Here is a 15,868-nt window from a genome sequence, read left to right as displayed (position 1 = left end):
CCTTAATTCTTCGCCGGAACCAGTTGGCCCAGAAATTCACCCAGGGCTTTGAGATAGGTCTGGTCCCGCTCATGTTTTAATACGATCCGCCAACGGATCTGATCGCCTTTACCGGCATTAAACTTAATATTATAGCGATTAAACAGTTCCTTCATCAGTTCCGGATCAGGAATGGGTATTTCTCTGGCACTGTCAAAGGTGAATAGCACTGAATTGCCGCGCTCCCGGATTTCAGTCATTCCCAGCATTCGGCCCAGGTGTTTAATCATTGCCAGTGACATCAAGTTATAAACCCCATCCGGAATTTCCCCAAAGCGATCCAACAGTTCATCTTCCAGTTCGTCATAATCTGCCTGGGATTTGACATATGACAGCTTCTTGTAGATATCATATTTTAATTCCTCATCCGCAATATATTTTTCAGGAATATAGCTGCTGACATTGAGGTTGATTAATAGCTCGCTGGCTGAGAAATCCATTTCTTTTCCCAAACGTTCGTGGATGGCCTGATCCAAAATCCGACAATAGAGTTCATAACCGATGGTGGCCAGATTACCGGACTGGGCTGCTCCCAGAATATTGCCGGCGCCTCTGATTTCCAGATCCCGAAGGGCAATTTTAAAGCCCGAACCAAAAGCGGTAAAGTCTTTGATGGCTTTTAAGCGTTTCTGGGAAATTTCTGAGAGCACCTTGGGCCGATGGGTTACATAAGTATAACCCTGAACATCCGACCGTCCCACCCGGCCCCGGAGCTGATATAATTGGGACAGCCCCATATAATCACCATTGTCGATAATCAGGGTATTGGCATTTTTAATATCCAGTCCCGATTCAATAATGGTGGTGGTCACCAGGACATCAAATTCCTGTTCTAAGAAATCAACCATAATGTCTTCCAGTTCCTGACCAGTCATCCGGCCATGGGCCACGACAATTCGGGCTTCCGGAACCAGTTTTTGAATTTTTCTGGACACTTCAAAGATATCATGAATCCGGTTGTGAACAAAATAGACCTGACCCCGCCTGGCCAGTTCCCGTTCAATCGCATCTTTGATAATCGCTTCGTTGTATTCCATTACGTAGGTCAGAACTGGTCGACGGCCCGCCGGGGGCTCGTCGATAACGCTCATATCCCGAACCCCGATCATTGACATGTGCAGGGTCCTGGGAATCGGGGTGGCACTGAGGGTAAGGACGTCGACATTTTCTTTGAGTTGCTTGATCCGCTCCTTATGACCAACCCCAAAGCGTTGTTCCTCATCAACAACCAGTAAGCCCAGATCTTTAAAGATCACATCTTTTGATAAAAGCCGGTGTGTACCGATGATCAGATCCACCTGACCGGCAGCCAGTTGTTTTAAGGTTTTATCCTGATCAGATTTTGACCGGAAGCGGCTGAGCAGGCCAATGCTGACTGGATATTTATTAAAGCGCTCCAGCGCCGTCTGGTAATGCTGCTGCGCTAAAATAGTGGTGGGCACCAGAAAAGCTACCTGCTTGCCCTCCATCACCGCCTTAAAGATCGCCCGCAAAGCGACCTCGGTTTTACCATAACCGACATCCCCGCAGAGCAGCCGATCCATCGGTCGGGGAGATTCCATATCTTCCTTGATTTCATCCACCGCCTGAAGCTGGTCGTTGGTTTCCTCATGGGGAAATGAATCTTCAAACTCCTGCTGCCAGCTGGAATCCGGACCAAAGGCATAGCCCTTTAAATTCTGGCGTTTGGCATATAATGCAATCAGCTCATCGGCCATTTCTTCAACAGCCGCTTTGACCCGGGATTTAGACTTGCTCCAGTCATTCGTCCCCAACTGGTTGATCTTCGGCTTTTTCTCGCCGGTTCCCACATAAACCTGGATGGCATCGAGCTGATCCACCGGACAGTAAAATTTGGCTTCATTGGCATATTCAATGACCAATAAATCTTTAATCGTCTCATCGATTTTTAATTGTTCAATCCCCCGGTAGACCCCGATGCCGTGGGTATCATGAACCACAAAGTCCCCTTGATTCAATTGGGTAAAGGAATCGATCTTACGCCCCTTTTGACGGCGGCGCTTTTTCCGCTGGGTCGATTCTTTGATGATTTCACTTTGATTGATACAAATCAGCTTTTCATTTGTCAATTCAAACCCGCCACTGATTTCGCCAGTGACCAGCTGAACTCCCGGCAGGGCCTGATTGGTAAAGCGGTGAATATCCGCATCCGTCAATATTTTTTTTAGCTTTTCGATACCCGCTTCATCCTGGGCCCGTAAATGAATGATCGCATCCTGTTTGAGCTTTTTTTGAACAAATTCAATAAATAGCGGCATCTGACCTAAAAACGCATCGTTTTCTTTGACCGCTAAATCCAGGCTTATTCCTTTTTTGCCCCGGGACGTAAATAAATGGAGCTTTAACTGCGCCTGGATCTCCAGCACTTTCTCAATTTTTGAAAAAGAATTAAATTTGTTTTTTTCTTCTGAAAACATCAACTGTTCGTCCATCAGGGTCTGAAAATCACTGTGCAACTTATTGACAAAAACGGTCTGGGCTTCCTTAATGCGGGGCGGCTCATCCCAGATCACCAGCGCAGCTCCCAGATAATCGGTGAGCATTCCCTCAGACTTGATAAAGGCAAAGAGCGTTTCGTCGTGGCTTCCCGGATCTTCGTTGAGCCGTTCAACCAGCGTCTGATAACCGGGAATATCACCATAATTTTTTTTAATCTGCTTTTGGGCTTTTATGCGCTCATCATCCGCCAGAATAATTTCCCGCCCCGGAAAAATTTTTACCTGATCACGCGAGTCGGTTGATAACTGGGTTTGGGGGTCAAAGGTTCTAAGTGATTCAATGGTATCGCCAAAAAAGTCGATCCGGTAGGCTTCTTTGCCGGTCGTGGAAAACACATCAATGATCCCGCCCCGGTGGGCAAACTGGCCCCGGGCCTCGACCTGGGAAACTGGCTCATACCCCAATTCAAAGAGGCGCTTCGTCAATTCAACCGGATCCCAGCTGTCCTCCACTGCCAGGGAAAAACTCAGCTCTTTAAATCTCTCTCGGGGCATTTGTTTTTTTAACAGTGTTTCTGCGCCCATCACCACCACAAAATGGTCATCAGATAATAACTTTTCGAATACCCGCAAACGCTGATGATTAATTTCCTGACTGTGGACATCAGCAAAATAATCATGAATTGGCTCGGCCGGGAAATAAAGCGCCTGATCCCCGAGTAGTCTCTCCAGATTCTCAGCTGTCTTCTGGGCCTGATAATCGGTTGCCGTAACATAAAGAACTCGCCTTGGCTGCTGGCTTACAATCAGCCCGGTCAGCACTTCTTTAAAGCTGTTGTTAACATTAGAAAGATTAATGATTTCTCCCGGGGTCAGGTTATTCAAAATGGTTTGGATCGTTTCACCCTTTAACAGGTTTTGATAAAGTAATTCCATACTCTCTTCTTTCATTTTAAAACACGGATAGCCCGGGTTTTAAACCCGGGCCCCTGTTTTGTATTCTTTTTCGCACGTCTAAGTCCTGCTCTTTTATCGTCTTTTACTCTGATATTTCCGGTACATTGGATTCTTTAGTCTTATCTTCTTTAGATCTTTCAGTCTTTTTTCGCACATTGATCTGGTTCATCGCCAGATCAACACCCTGCTTGACAAAAATATCCACCCCTTTGGCCGCTTCCAACACGGCGTTTTCCATGGCTGGAAATTCGCTTTTAGGAAAACGTCCCAACACATAGTGCACCAACTCCGAACCCAGTCGGGGGCGGCCGATGCCAATCCGGATGCGGGGAAAATCGGGATTGCCCAGATGCTGGATAATCGATCGCATCCCGTTATGGGTTCCGGCGCTGCCCCGCTGGCGAATCCGTACATCCCCAATCGCCAGGTCGATATCATCATAGATCACCAGCAGATTCTCCAGCGGAATCTGATAAAAATTCATCAGCCCAGCCACGCAAAGTCCACTGTTATTCATGTAGGTAGTCGGCTTGGCCAGCATAATTTTATGCCCTGCTTCACGATAGACCCCGGTTAAGCCATGCTGTTCTTTCTTGGTGATGGCAATCCCTTTTTTATCACTGAGATAATCAAGGGTTTCAAAGCCGATATTATGCCGGGTTCCATCGTACTCTTTGCCAATGTTTCCCAATCCAACAATCAGATGCATTGCAAACCCTAAACGTATCTTCCCACAAAAAGCTTACTCAGTGATCGACCAAAATGGACATAGTCAATCGCCCGACCAAAAAGAGTTCCAGTGGATAAAATCTTTATCTTGTCGATCTGTTTTTCCTTGGGAATAATCAGGGTATTGAGGGTAACCAGTTCTTCAATAGCCGAATCCTGAATCCGCTGAATCGCCGGACCGGAAAACACCCCATGGCTGCAGGCCGCAAAGACCGAACTGGCGCCCAAATCAATCAGCGCATTAGCACCGGAGGTGATCGTTCCCGCTGTATCAATCATATCATCAATCATGATACAGTTTTTCCCTTTAACATCCCCAATAACATTCATAACTGCGGTTTCATTGGGACGGGGACGTTCCTTGTCGATGATCGCAAACGGGCAATTCAAACTTCTGGCCAGCTTTCTGGAACGCTTGACGCTGCCCACATCCGGGGAAACCACAACCATGTTTTCCAGTTTCTTTTCACGGTAATACTCTGTAATCAAAGCGCTACCGGACAAGTGATCCAGGGGAATATCAAAGAAACCCTGAATCTGGTTGGAGTGAAGATCCATGGTGATAACCCGGTCGGCTCCAGCGGTGGTTAACAGGTTTGCCACCAGTTTAGCTGTGATGGGATCCCGGGATTTAGCCTTCCGATCCTGTCGGGCATAACCATAATAAGGAATTACAGCATTAATTCGTCCGGCCGAAGCACGTTTCATGGAATCAATGAGAATCAGTAATTCCATCAGATTTTCATTTACTGGGGTTCCAGTCGACTGAATCACAAAAACATCGGCCCCCCGAACCGATTCAAAGACATTAACGCCGATTTCCCCGTCACTAAAGGAAACCACCTCAGCGTTACACAGCTGAACTTCTAAATATTCGGCAATTTCCTGTGCCAAAGCAATATTTGAGTTCCCAGCAATAATCTTAATTCCACTATACTTTCCATCCATGCGTTTCTTACCTCTTCTTAATTTTCTCAATTTTTCTATTATAAATGATGTGAACGGCTATTTTTTTAAATAGCCTACCTTGTTGACCTGTCGGGCTCTGGCAATCGCCAGACTATCTTCCGGAACATCGTCAGTGATGGTCGATCCGGCGGCGATATAGGCCCCCTCTTTTACCGTAACCGGGGCAATCAGATTCGTGTTACAGCCAACAAAGGCATCTTTTTCGACAACGGTTCGGTATTTTTTCTTGCCATCATAATTGACAAACACCGTCCCGCAGCCGAGGTTGACATTCTCACCAACATCCCCGTCCCCAATATAGGTCAGGTGAGAGGCTTTGGCGCCATCTGCCATGGTGGAATTCTTAACTTCCACAAAATCACCAACCTTGCAATGCTTACCAATCTGGCTTCCCGGCCGAATATATGCATATGGTCCAACGCTGGTGTACTCGTCAACGCTACTATCCAGTATTGTGGAATTCTGAATAGTAACATTATTCCCAATTTTTGCGTCAACTAACCGACTATTTGCACCAATGACACAATCTTTTCCAATTTTCGTCTGACCTTCCAGTATGACCCCGGGATAGAGCACCGTGTCCTGATCAACAATAACCCGAGCGCCAACATAGGTGGTGGCCGGATCGATAAAGGTCACACCCGTCTCCATCAGTTTATTATTGATCCGTTTTCGCATCACTGCTTCAGCTTCAGCCAGCTGTACCCGGGAATTAATGGCCTGGATGTCTTCGGGATCCGGCGTCACATAGGTGCCGGTCGTTTTTCCCATTCTCCGCAGGATTTCAATAACATCGGTGAGATAATACTCATCCTGAGCATTGTCGGTTTTTAGTTCTTTAAGCGCCAGAATCAAACTCTGGGCATCAAAACAATACATCCCGGAATTAATTTCTTTAATCTGTTTTTCAACCGGAGTCGCATCTTTTTCTTCAACAATTTTTAGCAGCTCCCCGGCGCTGTTTTTGATCATCCGGCCATAGCCGCTGGGCTCTGCAAATTCTGCCGTCAACACCGTGGCGGCATAGCCACCGTTTTCATGGGCAGCAATCAGACCGGTCAGGGTTTCTGCTTGAATCAGTGGCGCATCGCCGACCAGCACAATCAGATTTCCCTGCAGTTCTTCAAAAAAAGGCAACGCCTGAATAACTGCATGTCCCGTACCCAATTGTTCCTGCTGGAAATAGGTGGCAATCTCTGGTGACAGGCTTGCTTTAACCTGTTCGGCTTGAAACCCAATAATTACGCCAATTTCTGAAATTCCTGAAGCCTTGCTGACCGCTATCACATAATCCAGAATATTCTCCCCACAAACCTGATGAAGTACCTTGGGCTTCTGGGAGCGCATCCGGGATCCTTCTCCGGCTGCCAAGATAATAACTCGTGAATGGTTCATATTATTCTCCAAACATTTATAATAATTAACAACAAAAAAAGGGAAACGCTTCCCCCTTTTTAACTTTTTTTGTTTAATTTTTATTCTTCTTCGTAATCTACTTCTAATTCAACTGCTGCTTCTTCTTCATTGGTTACTTGATTATCCTCTTCTATGGCCTTTTCGTAAGCGCGCAGGACACTTTCCTGCATTTCACGACGGGTACCCATGTTAATGGGATGTGCGATATCCTTGAATTCGCCGTCCGGCGTTTTTCGACTGGGCATCGCAATAAAAAATCCGCTTTGACCCTCAATTACCTTAATATCATGAACAACAAATTGGTCATCAAAAGTAACCGAGACAATCGCTCTCATTTTACCCTCTGGATACGTTTTCCGTACTCTTACGTCTGTTATTTCCATCTCGTAAGCCTCCCCTTTGAAATAAAGTCACATGTCTAGGTATATACTAACACAAATTCAACTATATTAAAACAAAAACCTTGAAATTTTTCCATTCTTACTTATTTTCTAAAAGGGTAAAAAAACAAATAATTTCTTTAATTTCAGGTACTGCCAATCGATTGAATTATAAAATGTGACATCAATCTTATTTCAATTTTCAGCTTTCTAAATGCAGAGAAACCCGCAATCCCGATTCCAGGTTTTCATCATCCATCCAAATCAGTGGCGTGAACTGTTCAACCAGTTTTTCCGCCGGGGATCGGGTCACAAAAATAACACAGATTCCCATTACTTCAGCACCCACCTCTTCCATCAGGTTGGTCATCCCCTTGGCGGTTCCGCCGCCCTTCATAAAATCGTCGATGACCAGCACTTTTTTATCCTTAAGATCAATCCGGCGGCTGAGATACATGGTTTTGATTTTATTGGAGGAGCCGGAAATATAATTGACACTGGTGGTTGCCCCTTCAGTTACCCGGTTGGAACGACGGATCAGCCCCATCGGCACATTGAGATAATGGGCCGTTTCCATAGCTGCCGGAATACCTTTAGTTTCAGTAGTGACAACATACTCAATCCCCATTTGACCATATTTTGAGGCAATGATCCGGCCAATATTTTTAGAATAGCGGGGATTTGAGAGGATGTCGCTGTAATAAACAAACCCCCCCTGAATTTTTCGGGCTGGCGACTGAAGCTGGTCAGCTATTTCTTTGAGGATGCTGACCTCCTCTTCTCTGGTGACCTGAGGATGATAAACCACCCCGCCAGATGCTCCGGAATAGGTTTCGACATAACCGGTACCAGTCAGTTCTATGGCATTTTTGACAATCGCCACATCTTCGCAAACACTGGATTTACCAGCCTCCAGCAAGTCGGTAAAATAATTATAGCTGAATACCTCGTTGGGATGGTCTGACAATATTTTTGTGATAACACTGATTCTTTCATTTTTTTTCATTTTCCACCTATGAAGGATTCGATTAAAATCCGAACATTATTCTCAATATCTATAATATTATTCATATTTCCGCAAAAGTGCAAGTTTTTTTTAATCTTTACTCAGCGGAAACACCTATGTTATAATTCGATTTAAAGTGTTTTTCCTGATTTTGGATGATATTTCGATTATTTCGTTCCCGTCCTTAACCAACAAGCGAACACTTACAACTAATTCATTAAGAAATGTTTAAGATTTTATCACCAAATAAAGGAGCTGATTATTTGAAATCACAACTAGAAAACAAATTCAACCGACCCATCAATAAATTATTCTTCATTGGAATTGGCGGGAGCAGCATGAGTGGCCTGGCTACGATGGCTTTGTCCCAAGGTTTTTCCATTGAGGGTTCGGATATGATTGCTTCCTCCTATACTGAAAAACTAGAAGGTCTGGGCATCAAGGTCCATATCGGACACAGTTATGATAATATCCCCGCTGACACCGACTGTGTTGTTTATTCTGCGGCCATCCATGATGACAACCCGGATATGGTCAAAGCCACCGATTTGAATCTTCCCAAAATTGAACGTTCAAGTTTCCTGGGACTCTTTTCCCATATCTTTGATAAAACCATTGCGGTTTCCGGAACCCATGGCAAAACAACAACTTCCTCAATGGTTGCCTGTCTACTCCATCACGCCGGTCTGCGGCCCAGCCTGAGCATTGGCGGCAAACTTGATGAATTCGGCGGCAATGCCGTCATTGATGGCAAAGATTTTTTTGTAGTGGAGGCCTGTGAATATGTGGACAGCTTCCTGACAACGTCTCATTCCATTGGCATCATTACTAATATTGAAGAAGACCATCTGGATTACTTTAAGGACGGCATCAAACAAATCAAGGAGTCCTTTACTAAATTCGGTAAAATCCTGCCAGCTGATGGTCTGATGATTGCCTACGGCGATTCTCAGGATGTGCTGGACGTGGTGGCTGATTTAGCCTGTCCGGTGGTTACCTACGGTTTAAATAAAACCAACGACTGGTACCCTGCCAATATTGTTTATGATAAGGTCGGTAAGCCCAGTTTCGATGTCTATAAAAAGGGTGAATATTATGGTCACTATCAACTCATTATTCCCGGTGAGCATAATGTTCTTAACGCCCTTTCTGCCATTATTTGCGGGGATTTCCTCACCATTCCGTTGGAAACATCTGTTGCTGCCATGGCAAAATTCAGCGGTGCCAAGCGCCGTTTCGAATTCCGGGGGGAAGTCAACGGCATCAACGTTTATGAAGACTACGCCCATCACCCAACTGAACTAAAGGTGGTTGTGGATGCCTGTCTCAATTATCAGCACAACAAACTGTGGGTTGTTTTTCAACCGCATACCTATTCACGAACCTTCTTTTTCTTTGATGAGTTTGTCGATGCTTTTGCCAAAGCCGACTATGTCATTCTCAACGATATTTATTCCGACCGGGAAGGCAATGACTGGAACATCTATTCCGAAGATCTGCAAAAAGCCATTGAAGCAAAATATGGCATTCCGACTGTTACCATTTCGGCTTTTGAGGATATCGTCAAGCACCTGACTGACCACCTCTGCCCGAATGATCTGGTGCTGGTGGCCGGTTCCCAAACCATCAATCACGTCGCCTTTGATCTGGTGGATAAGTTAAAAGAGATTCATAATTCTTGACATTTCTTCCTAATAGGAGTATCCTAAAGAGAGTACTATTTTTACTTTAGGAGGCTTATATGGAACAGTATAATAATAAGGCCATCGCATCCATGGTTTTGGGAATCGTATCCCTGGTTTGTATCTTTTTGGGCTACTTTACCATTATTGGTATTGTCTGTGCCATTATCGGTTTGATCTTTGCCATCCAAATTCGCAAAGCCGGAGAGCTGGAAGGTTTTAAACCAAATGGCATGGCCACTGCCGGTTTAGTCCTCAACATCATCGGTCTGGGCTTGTGTGCACTGGCCTTTATTGCCTGTGTGGCCTGTGTCGGCATCATCGGTACGGCGGGTCTTTATTCCTGAGCATTAATTTTCTAAAAGGACGAGCATTCGTCCTTTTTTTATATCATGAGGGACGATTATGCATCCAATTATTCATTTCTTTAACGTTGCCATCCCTACCTTTGGCGTTTTATTTTTGCTGGGAACCGGCGCTGCGTTTTTATTGGGCGTCTACACCGCCCGAAAATATGGCATCACCACCATGGATGCGATGTTTTTCGGTCTCTTTGGGATCATCGGCGGCATCTCCGGGGCCAAAATACTTTATATTATTGTCGATTTACCCAACCTGCTCGCCAACCCCGAAACCGCCCTGATTCGCCTTGCTACCGGTGGTGCGGTGTTTTATGGGGGACTGATCGGCGGCATTCTGGGAGGCTATTTTTATACCCGTATTTATCATCTGCATACCATTCAATTTTTCGACATCGCCGTTCCCTGCCTGGCGCTGGCCCAGGCCTTTGGCCGGATCGGCTGTTTTTTCAATGGCTGCTGCTATGGGATTCCCTACGAGGGGATCGGAGCCGTTTACTATCCAGTGGGGGCTTATCCGCCATCGGGAATCGGTCTGTTCCCAGCCCAATTGTCAGAATCAGTCTTTCTATTTATTCTGACGCTGGTTCTGATCGCCGTGCTGTGGAAAAGCAAGGTTTCTGGTCTGACCACTGGTGTTTACTTGCTCGCCTCAGGACTGTTTCGTTTTATCAATGAATTTTTTCGGGCCGATCCCCGAGGGGCCATCGGATTTCTCTCAACTTCTCAATTTATCAGCCTGCTCGTTATTGGTTTGGGCTTCTTATTTGTAATGAAGATCCCCCAGCAACTTTATGAAAAACAGATCAAACAATAGTTATTTAAATGACTTTAGGGTATAATGAGGATATTAGATTTTTAAGGAGGTTTTGTTATGCATATGTATGACGATTATCTGGGAGATATTTCTTCCCAGCCCGACAGTTTTATGGCAATTATGCCAGTTATTATGTCCGTTCTTGGTATTATTTTAGTTGTTAGTCTGGTGATCGGCCTGATCTGCTATGTTTTTAATTCCCTTGGTCTTTATACCATGGCCAAAAACCGAAATCTTGATAACCCCTGGTTGGCCTGGATTCCCTTAGCCAGCAGCTACCTGATGGGCGAATTGATCAACGATGATGTTTCCATCAGTACCTGGCACATTCCCTATGCCAAGCTCTTTCTGCCGCTGATGGGGTTGGCTCTAACCGTGGTCATGACCATTCTGGGATTTATTCCCTATTTGGGGGCCTTTATGGGGATTTTATTATCCCTGGCGTTAAGCTTTTACTATTATGCTGCTCAATTCTGGCTTTACAGCATCTATGATAAAGATCATCGGGTTCTTTATCTGGTTCTTAGCATCATTTTCCCTTTCCTGGGACCGATTTTTGTTTTTGTTATTCGCAATCGGGATGCCTACGATGAACGTCACCCCGAAGGCGCAATCGCTGAAACTTACGATTCCAAGTCAATCCTGGCTCTGACCCTGGGGATCTTCTCAATTGTCAGCTTTATCACCCTAATGGGCAGCGGTTTGCTGACCGGTGCTGTGGGCCTGATTTTTGGAATGATTGCCATGAAAGAACGAAAACTTCAGGGGCTACCCACCGGCATGGCGATGGCTGGTTTGATTTGCTCCATCATTGGTATGGCCTTTACGGTACTGATGATCTTTGCCTGCATTGCCTGTGTGGGACTCGGCGGCATGGGCATGCTGGGTGGTTTGATGAACGGGATGTATTATTAATCGAAACCGTTTTTTAACTTTCATTTCATAATGACAGCGAGGTGAATTTTTAATGTCACACCAACAGTATGGTCTGGTTCTCAGTGGTGGCGGTGCCAAAGGTGCCTTTGAAATGGGCGTCTGGAAAGCCCTTAAAGAATGTGATTATTCTCTGGGGGCAGTCATCGGAACCTCCGTCGGAGCCCTGAATGCTGCCATGATTGCGCAGGATGATTATGACATTGCCATGGAATTCTGGTCCAATCTCACCATTAACCAGGTTCTTGATTTAAATGAAATAATGACCAATACCTATGTTGATCAGTGGTCAAAAGAGAGCTTTGATGTTTTTCGCAATGGTTTTTTAACAGCGCTATTCTCAGACGGTTTGGATATTTCGCCATTGCGCGACAATCTGACCCGATTAATCTGTGAAGATACCATCCGAAACTCACCGATTCGTTTTGGACTGGTCACGGTTGATATCACCAGTCTGAAACCACGTCAACTGATGATTGAAGACATTCCCCAGGGCCAGCTGATTGACTATCTGCTGGCCAGTGCTGCCCTGCCGATTTTCCAGAAACAGGAAATCGATGGTAAAACCTATCTCGATGGGGGATTCTTTGATAATGTCCCAATTAATTTTATGCTGGAACAGAATTTTTCTCAGATTATTTCAGTGGAATTCCCGGCTCCCGGAATGCGCAAATGGGTGCGGGATAATAATGCTGAAATCATTACGGTTAATAATTCCGAATTTCTTGGCGGGATCTTGAATTTTGATACCCGTCAGATTGAACAGAACATCCAACTCGGTTATCTGGATGCCATGAAAGTGTTTGGGGCACTCGATGGCAAGCACTTTTATCTGAACACACAAAAAAGCAATACCTTTTTCAAAAAATTTATCAACACTTTGGGACAGCCCCTTTCAAATAAAAAACAGTTGCAAAAAATGCTGGCCTTACTTAATTTACCCGGCACTGCCAGCCAAAGTGATGTTTTGGACGCACTTGAAAATTTGTTAAAGAAAACATCGTTCAAAAATCAACCGCTTGGCCTTGGTATGCTGGAAATCACCGCAAAAAGTATGGGGGTACCCCGTCTGGAAAATTATTCCATTGATTTTTTCATCCAGGCTATTCTCAAAGAATTGAATCGCCTTCTGGATGAAAACCTCACCCTATTGGATAACCCCAAAATTATCGGAACCTTTTTAACGCCATCGAACGGCACTTATCTCCGCTACAATTTCATCACCTTTTATATCGTCTTTTTAAGCATCCGGGGTGATCTCAGTCCCGAGCGGATGTCGACATTTTTGAGCAAATTTTCGCCGGATATTGCCCTCTCCATGATCACTATTTTCTACATCCATGAAATTATCAACCACTAAAAAAAGAGCTATCGCTCTTTGAGGTTGTCGATAAACTACCGTACCGACCAATTGTTAATCTGTTGTTCGCTGCGGAATCGGACAGGCTCTGCCGTGTCCGCTCCGATGCGTACAACATGATCTAACAATTGTCGGTACTGGGTTAGCTTTTTGACAGTCTGAAAGAGCTTTCGCTCTTTTTTTATGTACTAACGGCCGCAGCACTTTTTATATTTTTTTCCGGAACCACATGGACAGGGATCGTTGCGGCCCACCTTCACTTCGTTCACCACCGTTTTTGAACGCTTGTATTCTTTTTCCAGCTCAAGGCGTTCATCCTCGGTAAAAAAATTGTTCCATTCTTCCAAAGTATAAAGCCACTCCGCCGGCACTGCCAGCATATTTTTATAAAGTTTGGCAAAATCGATTTCCAGTCTGATTTGCGAATCCAGCTCAATCGATTCCAGATCAATGGGGGTTATCAGACTTTCGCTGATTCCATCCAGAAAACCCATGTATTGGGGTGGAACCATCTTGCTCTCGTTCGCCAGATCTTCAAATCGGCCTTCAACGACAGTGATTTTTTCACCTAGAATCTTCTGGTAGAGGACTTTTTCCTCAGCACAGTATTTTTCCCAAAAGGCATTTTGCTCTTCCTGAGTATTGCAATTCTCTTCGATGTAGCTCTTCCACGCTTCATATAAACTCATTCAATTTCTCCTCATAGTAATCTAAGCATATTATATCCCAAAAACACCTGAAGATAAACCATTTTCTGCTAAACCCTGCAATTACTTCACCAGTTCGATGGTAACGGGATTTACAAAAGGTGGCTCGCTCATACCGACCTGGTTTTTGATAGTCAGTTTAATCGTCTGACCCTTCTCCGGTACAAAATCGAGGCTATCAAACCCCTGCATATTAACCCGGGCCTGATTAAAATTCTCATTATCCAACACCGTGACCAGCAGTTCAGTGTCACTTACTTCGTCAATGGTAGCCGTAAAGCTGATACTATCTGCCAGTTCATCGGTTGTTGCCTTGGAGCTGCTGTTACAGCCAACCAATAACCCCATCGCCACGATAACCATGATCAATAATCCAATTCTTTTTTTCATTTTATCCTCCTATTGAACCTTCTTTGTTCATCAGCATTCAGCCAACACCTGTAATTAAATTAAAGCAGTTATTGATTATAATCCCATTCCAGTTTACAATGATTATATGATCAATACATGCAGAAAGGAATAATATATTGAAAACGAACAACCCTGACCAAGCCCAGGTAAAAAACAACCAACCTCAGCACGATGAAGAATTGGTTTCCGTTTTGATACGCTATCTGTGTCTGACTTTAATCGGTGCGGCGATCATCAGTGTGTTATTAAATCTGATTCTCCTTCCTATTTTAAATGGTAACCCACTGATCAGCATTCTGTCTATATTTGTACCCAATTTATTGGCTTTTATTATCATGGCCCATATCATTCGCAAAAAATTAAGCTATCTTAAAACACTCCAAAAAGGATCTGAACGCGTTGCCTCAGCAAACTTCGAAACATATATCCCCCTTCAGGGAAATAACGAACTCACTGACATTGCCAATAACGTCAACTTGATTCAAGATCTGTATGAAGCTAAATCCAAAGCTGAATCCCTGGCTAAAATGGAAAATCATCATATCATCACCTCTGTTTCCAATAAAATCCACGCTCCCTTGTCTGGTATCATCGGATATCTCGAACGCATTCAGAACCCTGATGAGCATGATGTCTCCAAAAAGGAAGCATACTTAAAGATTGCCCTGAAAAAAGCTTATCAGGTCATCAATTTTATCGACGATCTTTTTGAACACGCCTTTACTGACAATGGCAAGGGCTACTATCAGTTTAAAGTCTATAATGGCAAACCCCTGATTCATCAGTTGCTGAGCGCTTCCACCAAAGCTCTAGAAGAAGCGGGCTATGAAGTGATCCAGGAAAACTGTATTGAACAGGATTTTTCGTTATGGGTTGATCTGGAACAGCTGCAACGGATTTTTGACTATCTGACTTCTAATATTATTAAATACGCTGACCCCGATAAGCCCGTTGATTTTGGATTGATCCTCAATAAAAACGAACTCTGTCTGATTCTGCGTAATAAAACCATTAATAATCCTGACGCTGTCGGCAAAAAAACCATTGATACTGACGGTTCCAGTCTCGACTCCTGCCGTAAAATCATTACTCGCCATCAGGGTCGGATCGACTATTATCAACTGAACCAGCTATTTAAGGTCGAACTGATTCTGCCGATTCACCAGTAGTCATTCAACGATTCAAGACTCTCATTCGGGGTCTTTTTTTATTGTCAAAAATTCTTAAGAATTTGGGTAACTCGCTCTTCATAATTAACCATTATACTTAAATCCATTAGTGATCATGTGTTTTTGCTATCGAAGTAGTTAAAAACACTAAATAAAATTATAAAAAGTGCTTGACAATCATCACGATTCGTATTATTGTATTAATTACTTAATACAATAATACGAATCGTGATAGCGACGAACTCGTTTTCCAAATCCCAAACCAAGAAACAAAGAAGGAGAAAGTCTGAAACATCCTAAGTATCAGGTAAGTCTGATTTAGTGCATAGCAAACAAACCATCAAGAGATGGTGTAAAAAAGTATAGTGATGGAAAGATCAGGCGTCGGAGAGGATCTGATAACCTTGAGATTTTGCTAAGGCAATCGCCTGGTCAACCGTGATTTCACGGCTTACTGGAAGAACATCCGAATTTT

General features: G+C 44.2%; 14 protein-coding genes. 6 read left to right on the top strand and 8 right to left on the bottom strand.

Features of this window, described 5'->3' with window-relative positions; genetic code table 11:
• Positions 1-2: 2 nt before the first annotated feature.
• From mfd to purR, 6 genes are all read right to left on the bottom strand, one after another.
• Positions 3-3,434 (bottom strand): transcription-repair coupling factor, encoded by a 3,432-nt coding sequence (gene mfd / locus BI182_RS02315; RefSeq protein WP_286805241.1) that lies wholly within the window; start codon positions 3,432-3,434, stop codon positions 3-5.
• A gap of 103 nt (positions 3,435-3,537) precedes the next feature.
• Positions 3,538-4,164 carry an aminoacyl-tRNA hydrolase gene (gene pth / locus BI182_RS02310; RefSeq protein WP_070369521.1) on the bottom strand — a complete coding sequence of 209 codons (627 nt, stop codon included), beginning with the start codon at positions 4,162-4,164 and terminating at the stop codon, positions 3,538-3,540.
• Between the two features lie 8 nt (positions 4,165-4,172).
• Entirely contained in the window at positions 4,173-5,132 is a 960-nt protein-coding gene (locus BI182_RS02305; protein WP_070369522.1) for a ribose-phosphate diphosphokinase, read from the bottom strand.
• Positions 5,133-5,189: 57 nt separating this feature from the next.
• Positions 5,190-6,548, bottom strand: coding sequence for a bifunctional UDP-N-acetylglucosamine diphosphorylase/glucosamine-1-phosphate N-acetyltransferase GlmU (glmU, locus tag BI182_RS02300; protein WP_286805237.1), 1,359 nt, complete (start codon positions 6,546-6,548; stop codon positions 5,190-5,192).
• A gap of 80 nt (positions 6,549-6,628) precedes the next feature.
• Positions 6,629-6,952: a septation regulator SpoVG gene (spoVG, locus tag BI182_RS02295; protein WP_026394661.1), complete on the bottom strand. Its 324-nt coding sequence runs from the start codon at positions 6,950-6,952 to the stop codon at positions 6,629-6,631.
• A 199-nt stretch (positions 6,953-7,151) separates the two neighbouring features.
• Entirely contained in the window at positions 7,152-7,955 is an 804-nt protein-coding gene (purR, locus tag BI182_RS02290) for a pur operon repressor (RefSeq protein WP_070369524.1), read from the bottom strand.
• Between the two features lie 263 nt (positions 7,956-8,218).
• Here purR and murC point away from each other — a divergent pair, with 263 nt between their 5' ends.
• The 5 genes from murC to BI182_RS02265 are packed head-to-tail and all read left to right on the top strand — an operon-like array spanning position 8,219 to position 13,106.
• Entirely contained in the window at positions 8,219-9,637 is a 1,419-nt protein-coding gene (gene murC, locus BI182_RS02285) for a UDP-N-acetylmuramate--L-alanine ligase (RefSeq protein WP_228879181.1), read from the top strand.
• 59 nt (positions 9,638-9,696) lie between these two features.
• A complete protein-coding gene (locus tag BI182_RS02280; protein ID WP_070369526.1) occupies positions 9,697-9,984 on the top strand; it encodes a DUF4190 domain-containing protein in 288 nt (95 codons plus the stop codon).
• A gap of 58 nt (positions 9,985-10,042) precedes the next feature.
• Positions 10,043-10,813 carry a prolipoprotein diacylglyceryl transferase gene (locus BI182_RS02275; RefSeq protein ID WP_286805229.1) on the top strand — a complete coding sequence of 257 codons (771 nt, stop codon included), beginning with the start codon at positions 10,043-10,045 and terminating at the stop codon, positions 10,811-10,813.
• A 57-nt stretch (positions 10,814-10,870) separates the two neighbouring features.
• On the top strand, positions 10,871-11,728 hold the full coding sequence (locus BI182_RS02270) for a DUF4190 domain-containing protein (RefSeq protein WP_286805228.1): 858 nt from the start codon (positions 10,871-10,873) through the stop codon (positions 11,726-11,728).
• Positions 11,729-11,780: 52 nt separating this feature from the next.
• Positions 11,781-13,106, top strand: a complete 1,326-nt coding sequence (locus tag BI182_RS02265) for a patatin-like phospholipase family protein (RefSeq protein WP_286805226.1) — start codon at positions 11,781-11,783, stop codon at positions 13,104-13,106.
• Between the two features lie 188 nt (positions 13,107-13,294).
• Here BI182_RS02265 and BI182_RS02260 read toward each other — a convergent pair whose 3' ends face one another.
• Together BI182_RS02260 and BI182_RS02255 are read right to left on the bottom strand one after the other, a co-directional pair.
• Positions 13,295-13,795 carry an SEC-C metal-binding domain-containing protein gene (locus BI182_RS02260; protein WP_286805224.1) on the bottom strand — a complete coding sequence of 167 codons (501 nt, stop codon included), beginning with the start codon at positions 13,793-13,795 and terminating at the stop codon, positions 13,295-13,297.
• An 81-nt stretch (positions 13,796-13,876) separates the two neighbouring features.
• Positions 13,877-14,203 carry a hypothetical protein gene (locus BI182_RS02255; protein WP_286805222.1) on the bottom strand — a complete coding sequence of 109 codons (327 nt, stop codon included), beginning with the start codon at positions 14,201-14,203 and terminating at the stop codon, positions 13,877-13,879.
• Between the two features lie 137 nt (positions 14,204-14,340).
• Between BI182_RS02255 and BI182_RS02250 the strand changes: the two genes are divergently transcribed.
• Positions 14,341-15,393: a sensor histidine kinase gene (locus tag BI182_RS02250; RefSeq protein ID WP_286805221.1), complete on the top strand. Its 1,053-nt coding sequence runs from the start codon at positions 14,341-14,343 to the stop codon at positions 15,391-15,393.
• Positions 15,394-15,868 lie beyond the last annotated feature (475 nt).

Source organism: Acetobacterium sp. MES1 (assembly GCF_002237635.1).
Lineage (GTDB): Bacteria > Bacillota > Clostridia > Eubacteriales > Eubacteriaceae > Acetobacterium > Acetobacterium wieringae.
The sequence above is the reverse complement of the archived record's forward strand: the minus strand, read 5'-3'. Positions and strand labels throughout refer to the sequence as shown.

What these genes read in the sequence shown, in the direction of transcription:
- mfd (WP_286805241.1), bottom strand. Translation starts at nt 3,434, where the DNA reads ATGGAATTACTTTATCAAAACCTGTTAAAGGGTGAAACGATCCAAACC.
- pth (WP_070369521.1), bottom strand. Translation starts at nt 4,164, where the DNA reads ATGCATCTGATTGTTGGATTGGGAAACATTGGCAAAGAGTACGATGGA.
- BI182_RS02305 (WP_070369522.1), bottom strand. Translation starts at nt 5,132, where the DNA reads ATGGATGGAAAGTATAGTGGAATTAAGATTATTGCTGGGAACTCAAAT.
- glmU (WP_286805237.1), bottom strand. Translation starts at nt 6,548, where the DNA reads ATGAACCATTCACGAGTTATTATCTTGGCAGCCGGAGAAGGATCCCGG.
- spoVG (WP_026394661.1), bottom strand. Translation starts at nt 6,952, where the DNA reads ATGGAAATAACAGACGTAAGAGTACGGAAAACGTATCCAGAGGGTAAA.
- purR (WP_070369524.1), bottom strand. Translation starts at nt 7,955, where the DNA reads ATGAAAAAAAATGAAAGAATCAGTGTTATCACAAAAATATTGTCAGAC.
- BI182_RS02280 (WP_070369526.1), top strand. Translation starts at nt 9,697, where the DNA reads ATGGAACAGTATAATAATAAGGCCATCGCATCCATGGTTTTGGGAATC.
- BI182_RS02275 (WP_286805229.1), top strand. Translation starts at nt 10,043, where the DNA reads ATGCATCCAATTATTCATTTCTTTAACGTTGCCATCCCTACCTTTGGC.
- BI182_RS02270 (WP_286805228.1), top strand. Translation starts at nt 10,871, where the DNA reads ATGCATATGTATGACGATTATCTGGGAGATATTTCTTCCCAGCCCGAC.
- BI182_RS02265 (WP_286805226.1), top strand. Translation starts at nt 11,781, where the DNA reads ATGTCACACCAACAGTATGGTCTGGTTCTCAGTGGTGGCGGTGCCAAA.
- BI182_RS02260 (WP_286805224.1), bottom strand. Translation starts at nt 13,795, where the DNA reads ATGAGTTTATATGAAGCGTGGAAGAGCTACATCGAAGAGAATTGCAAT.
- BI182_RS02255 (WP_286805222.1), bottom strand. Translation starts at nt 14,203, where the DNA reads ATGAAAAAAAGAATTGGATTATTGATCATGGTTATCGTGGCGATGGGG.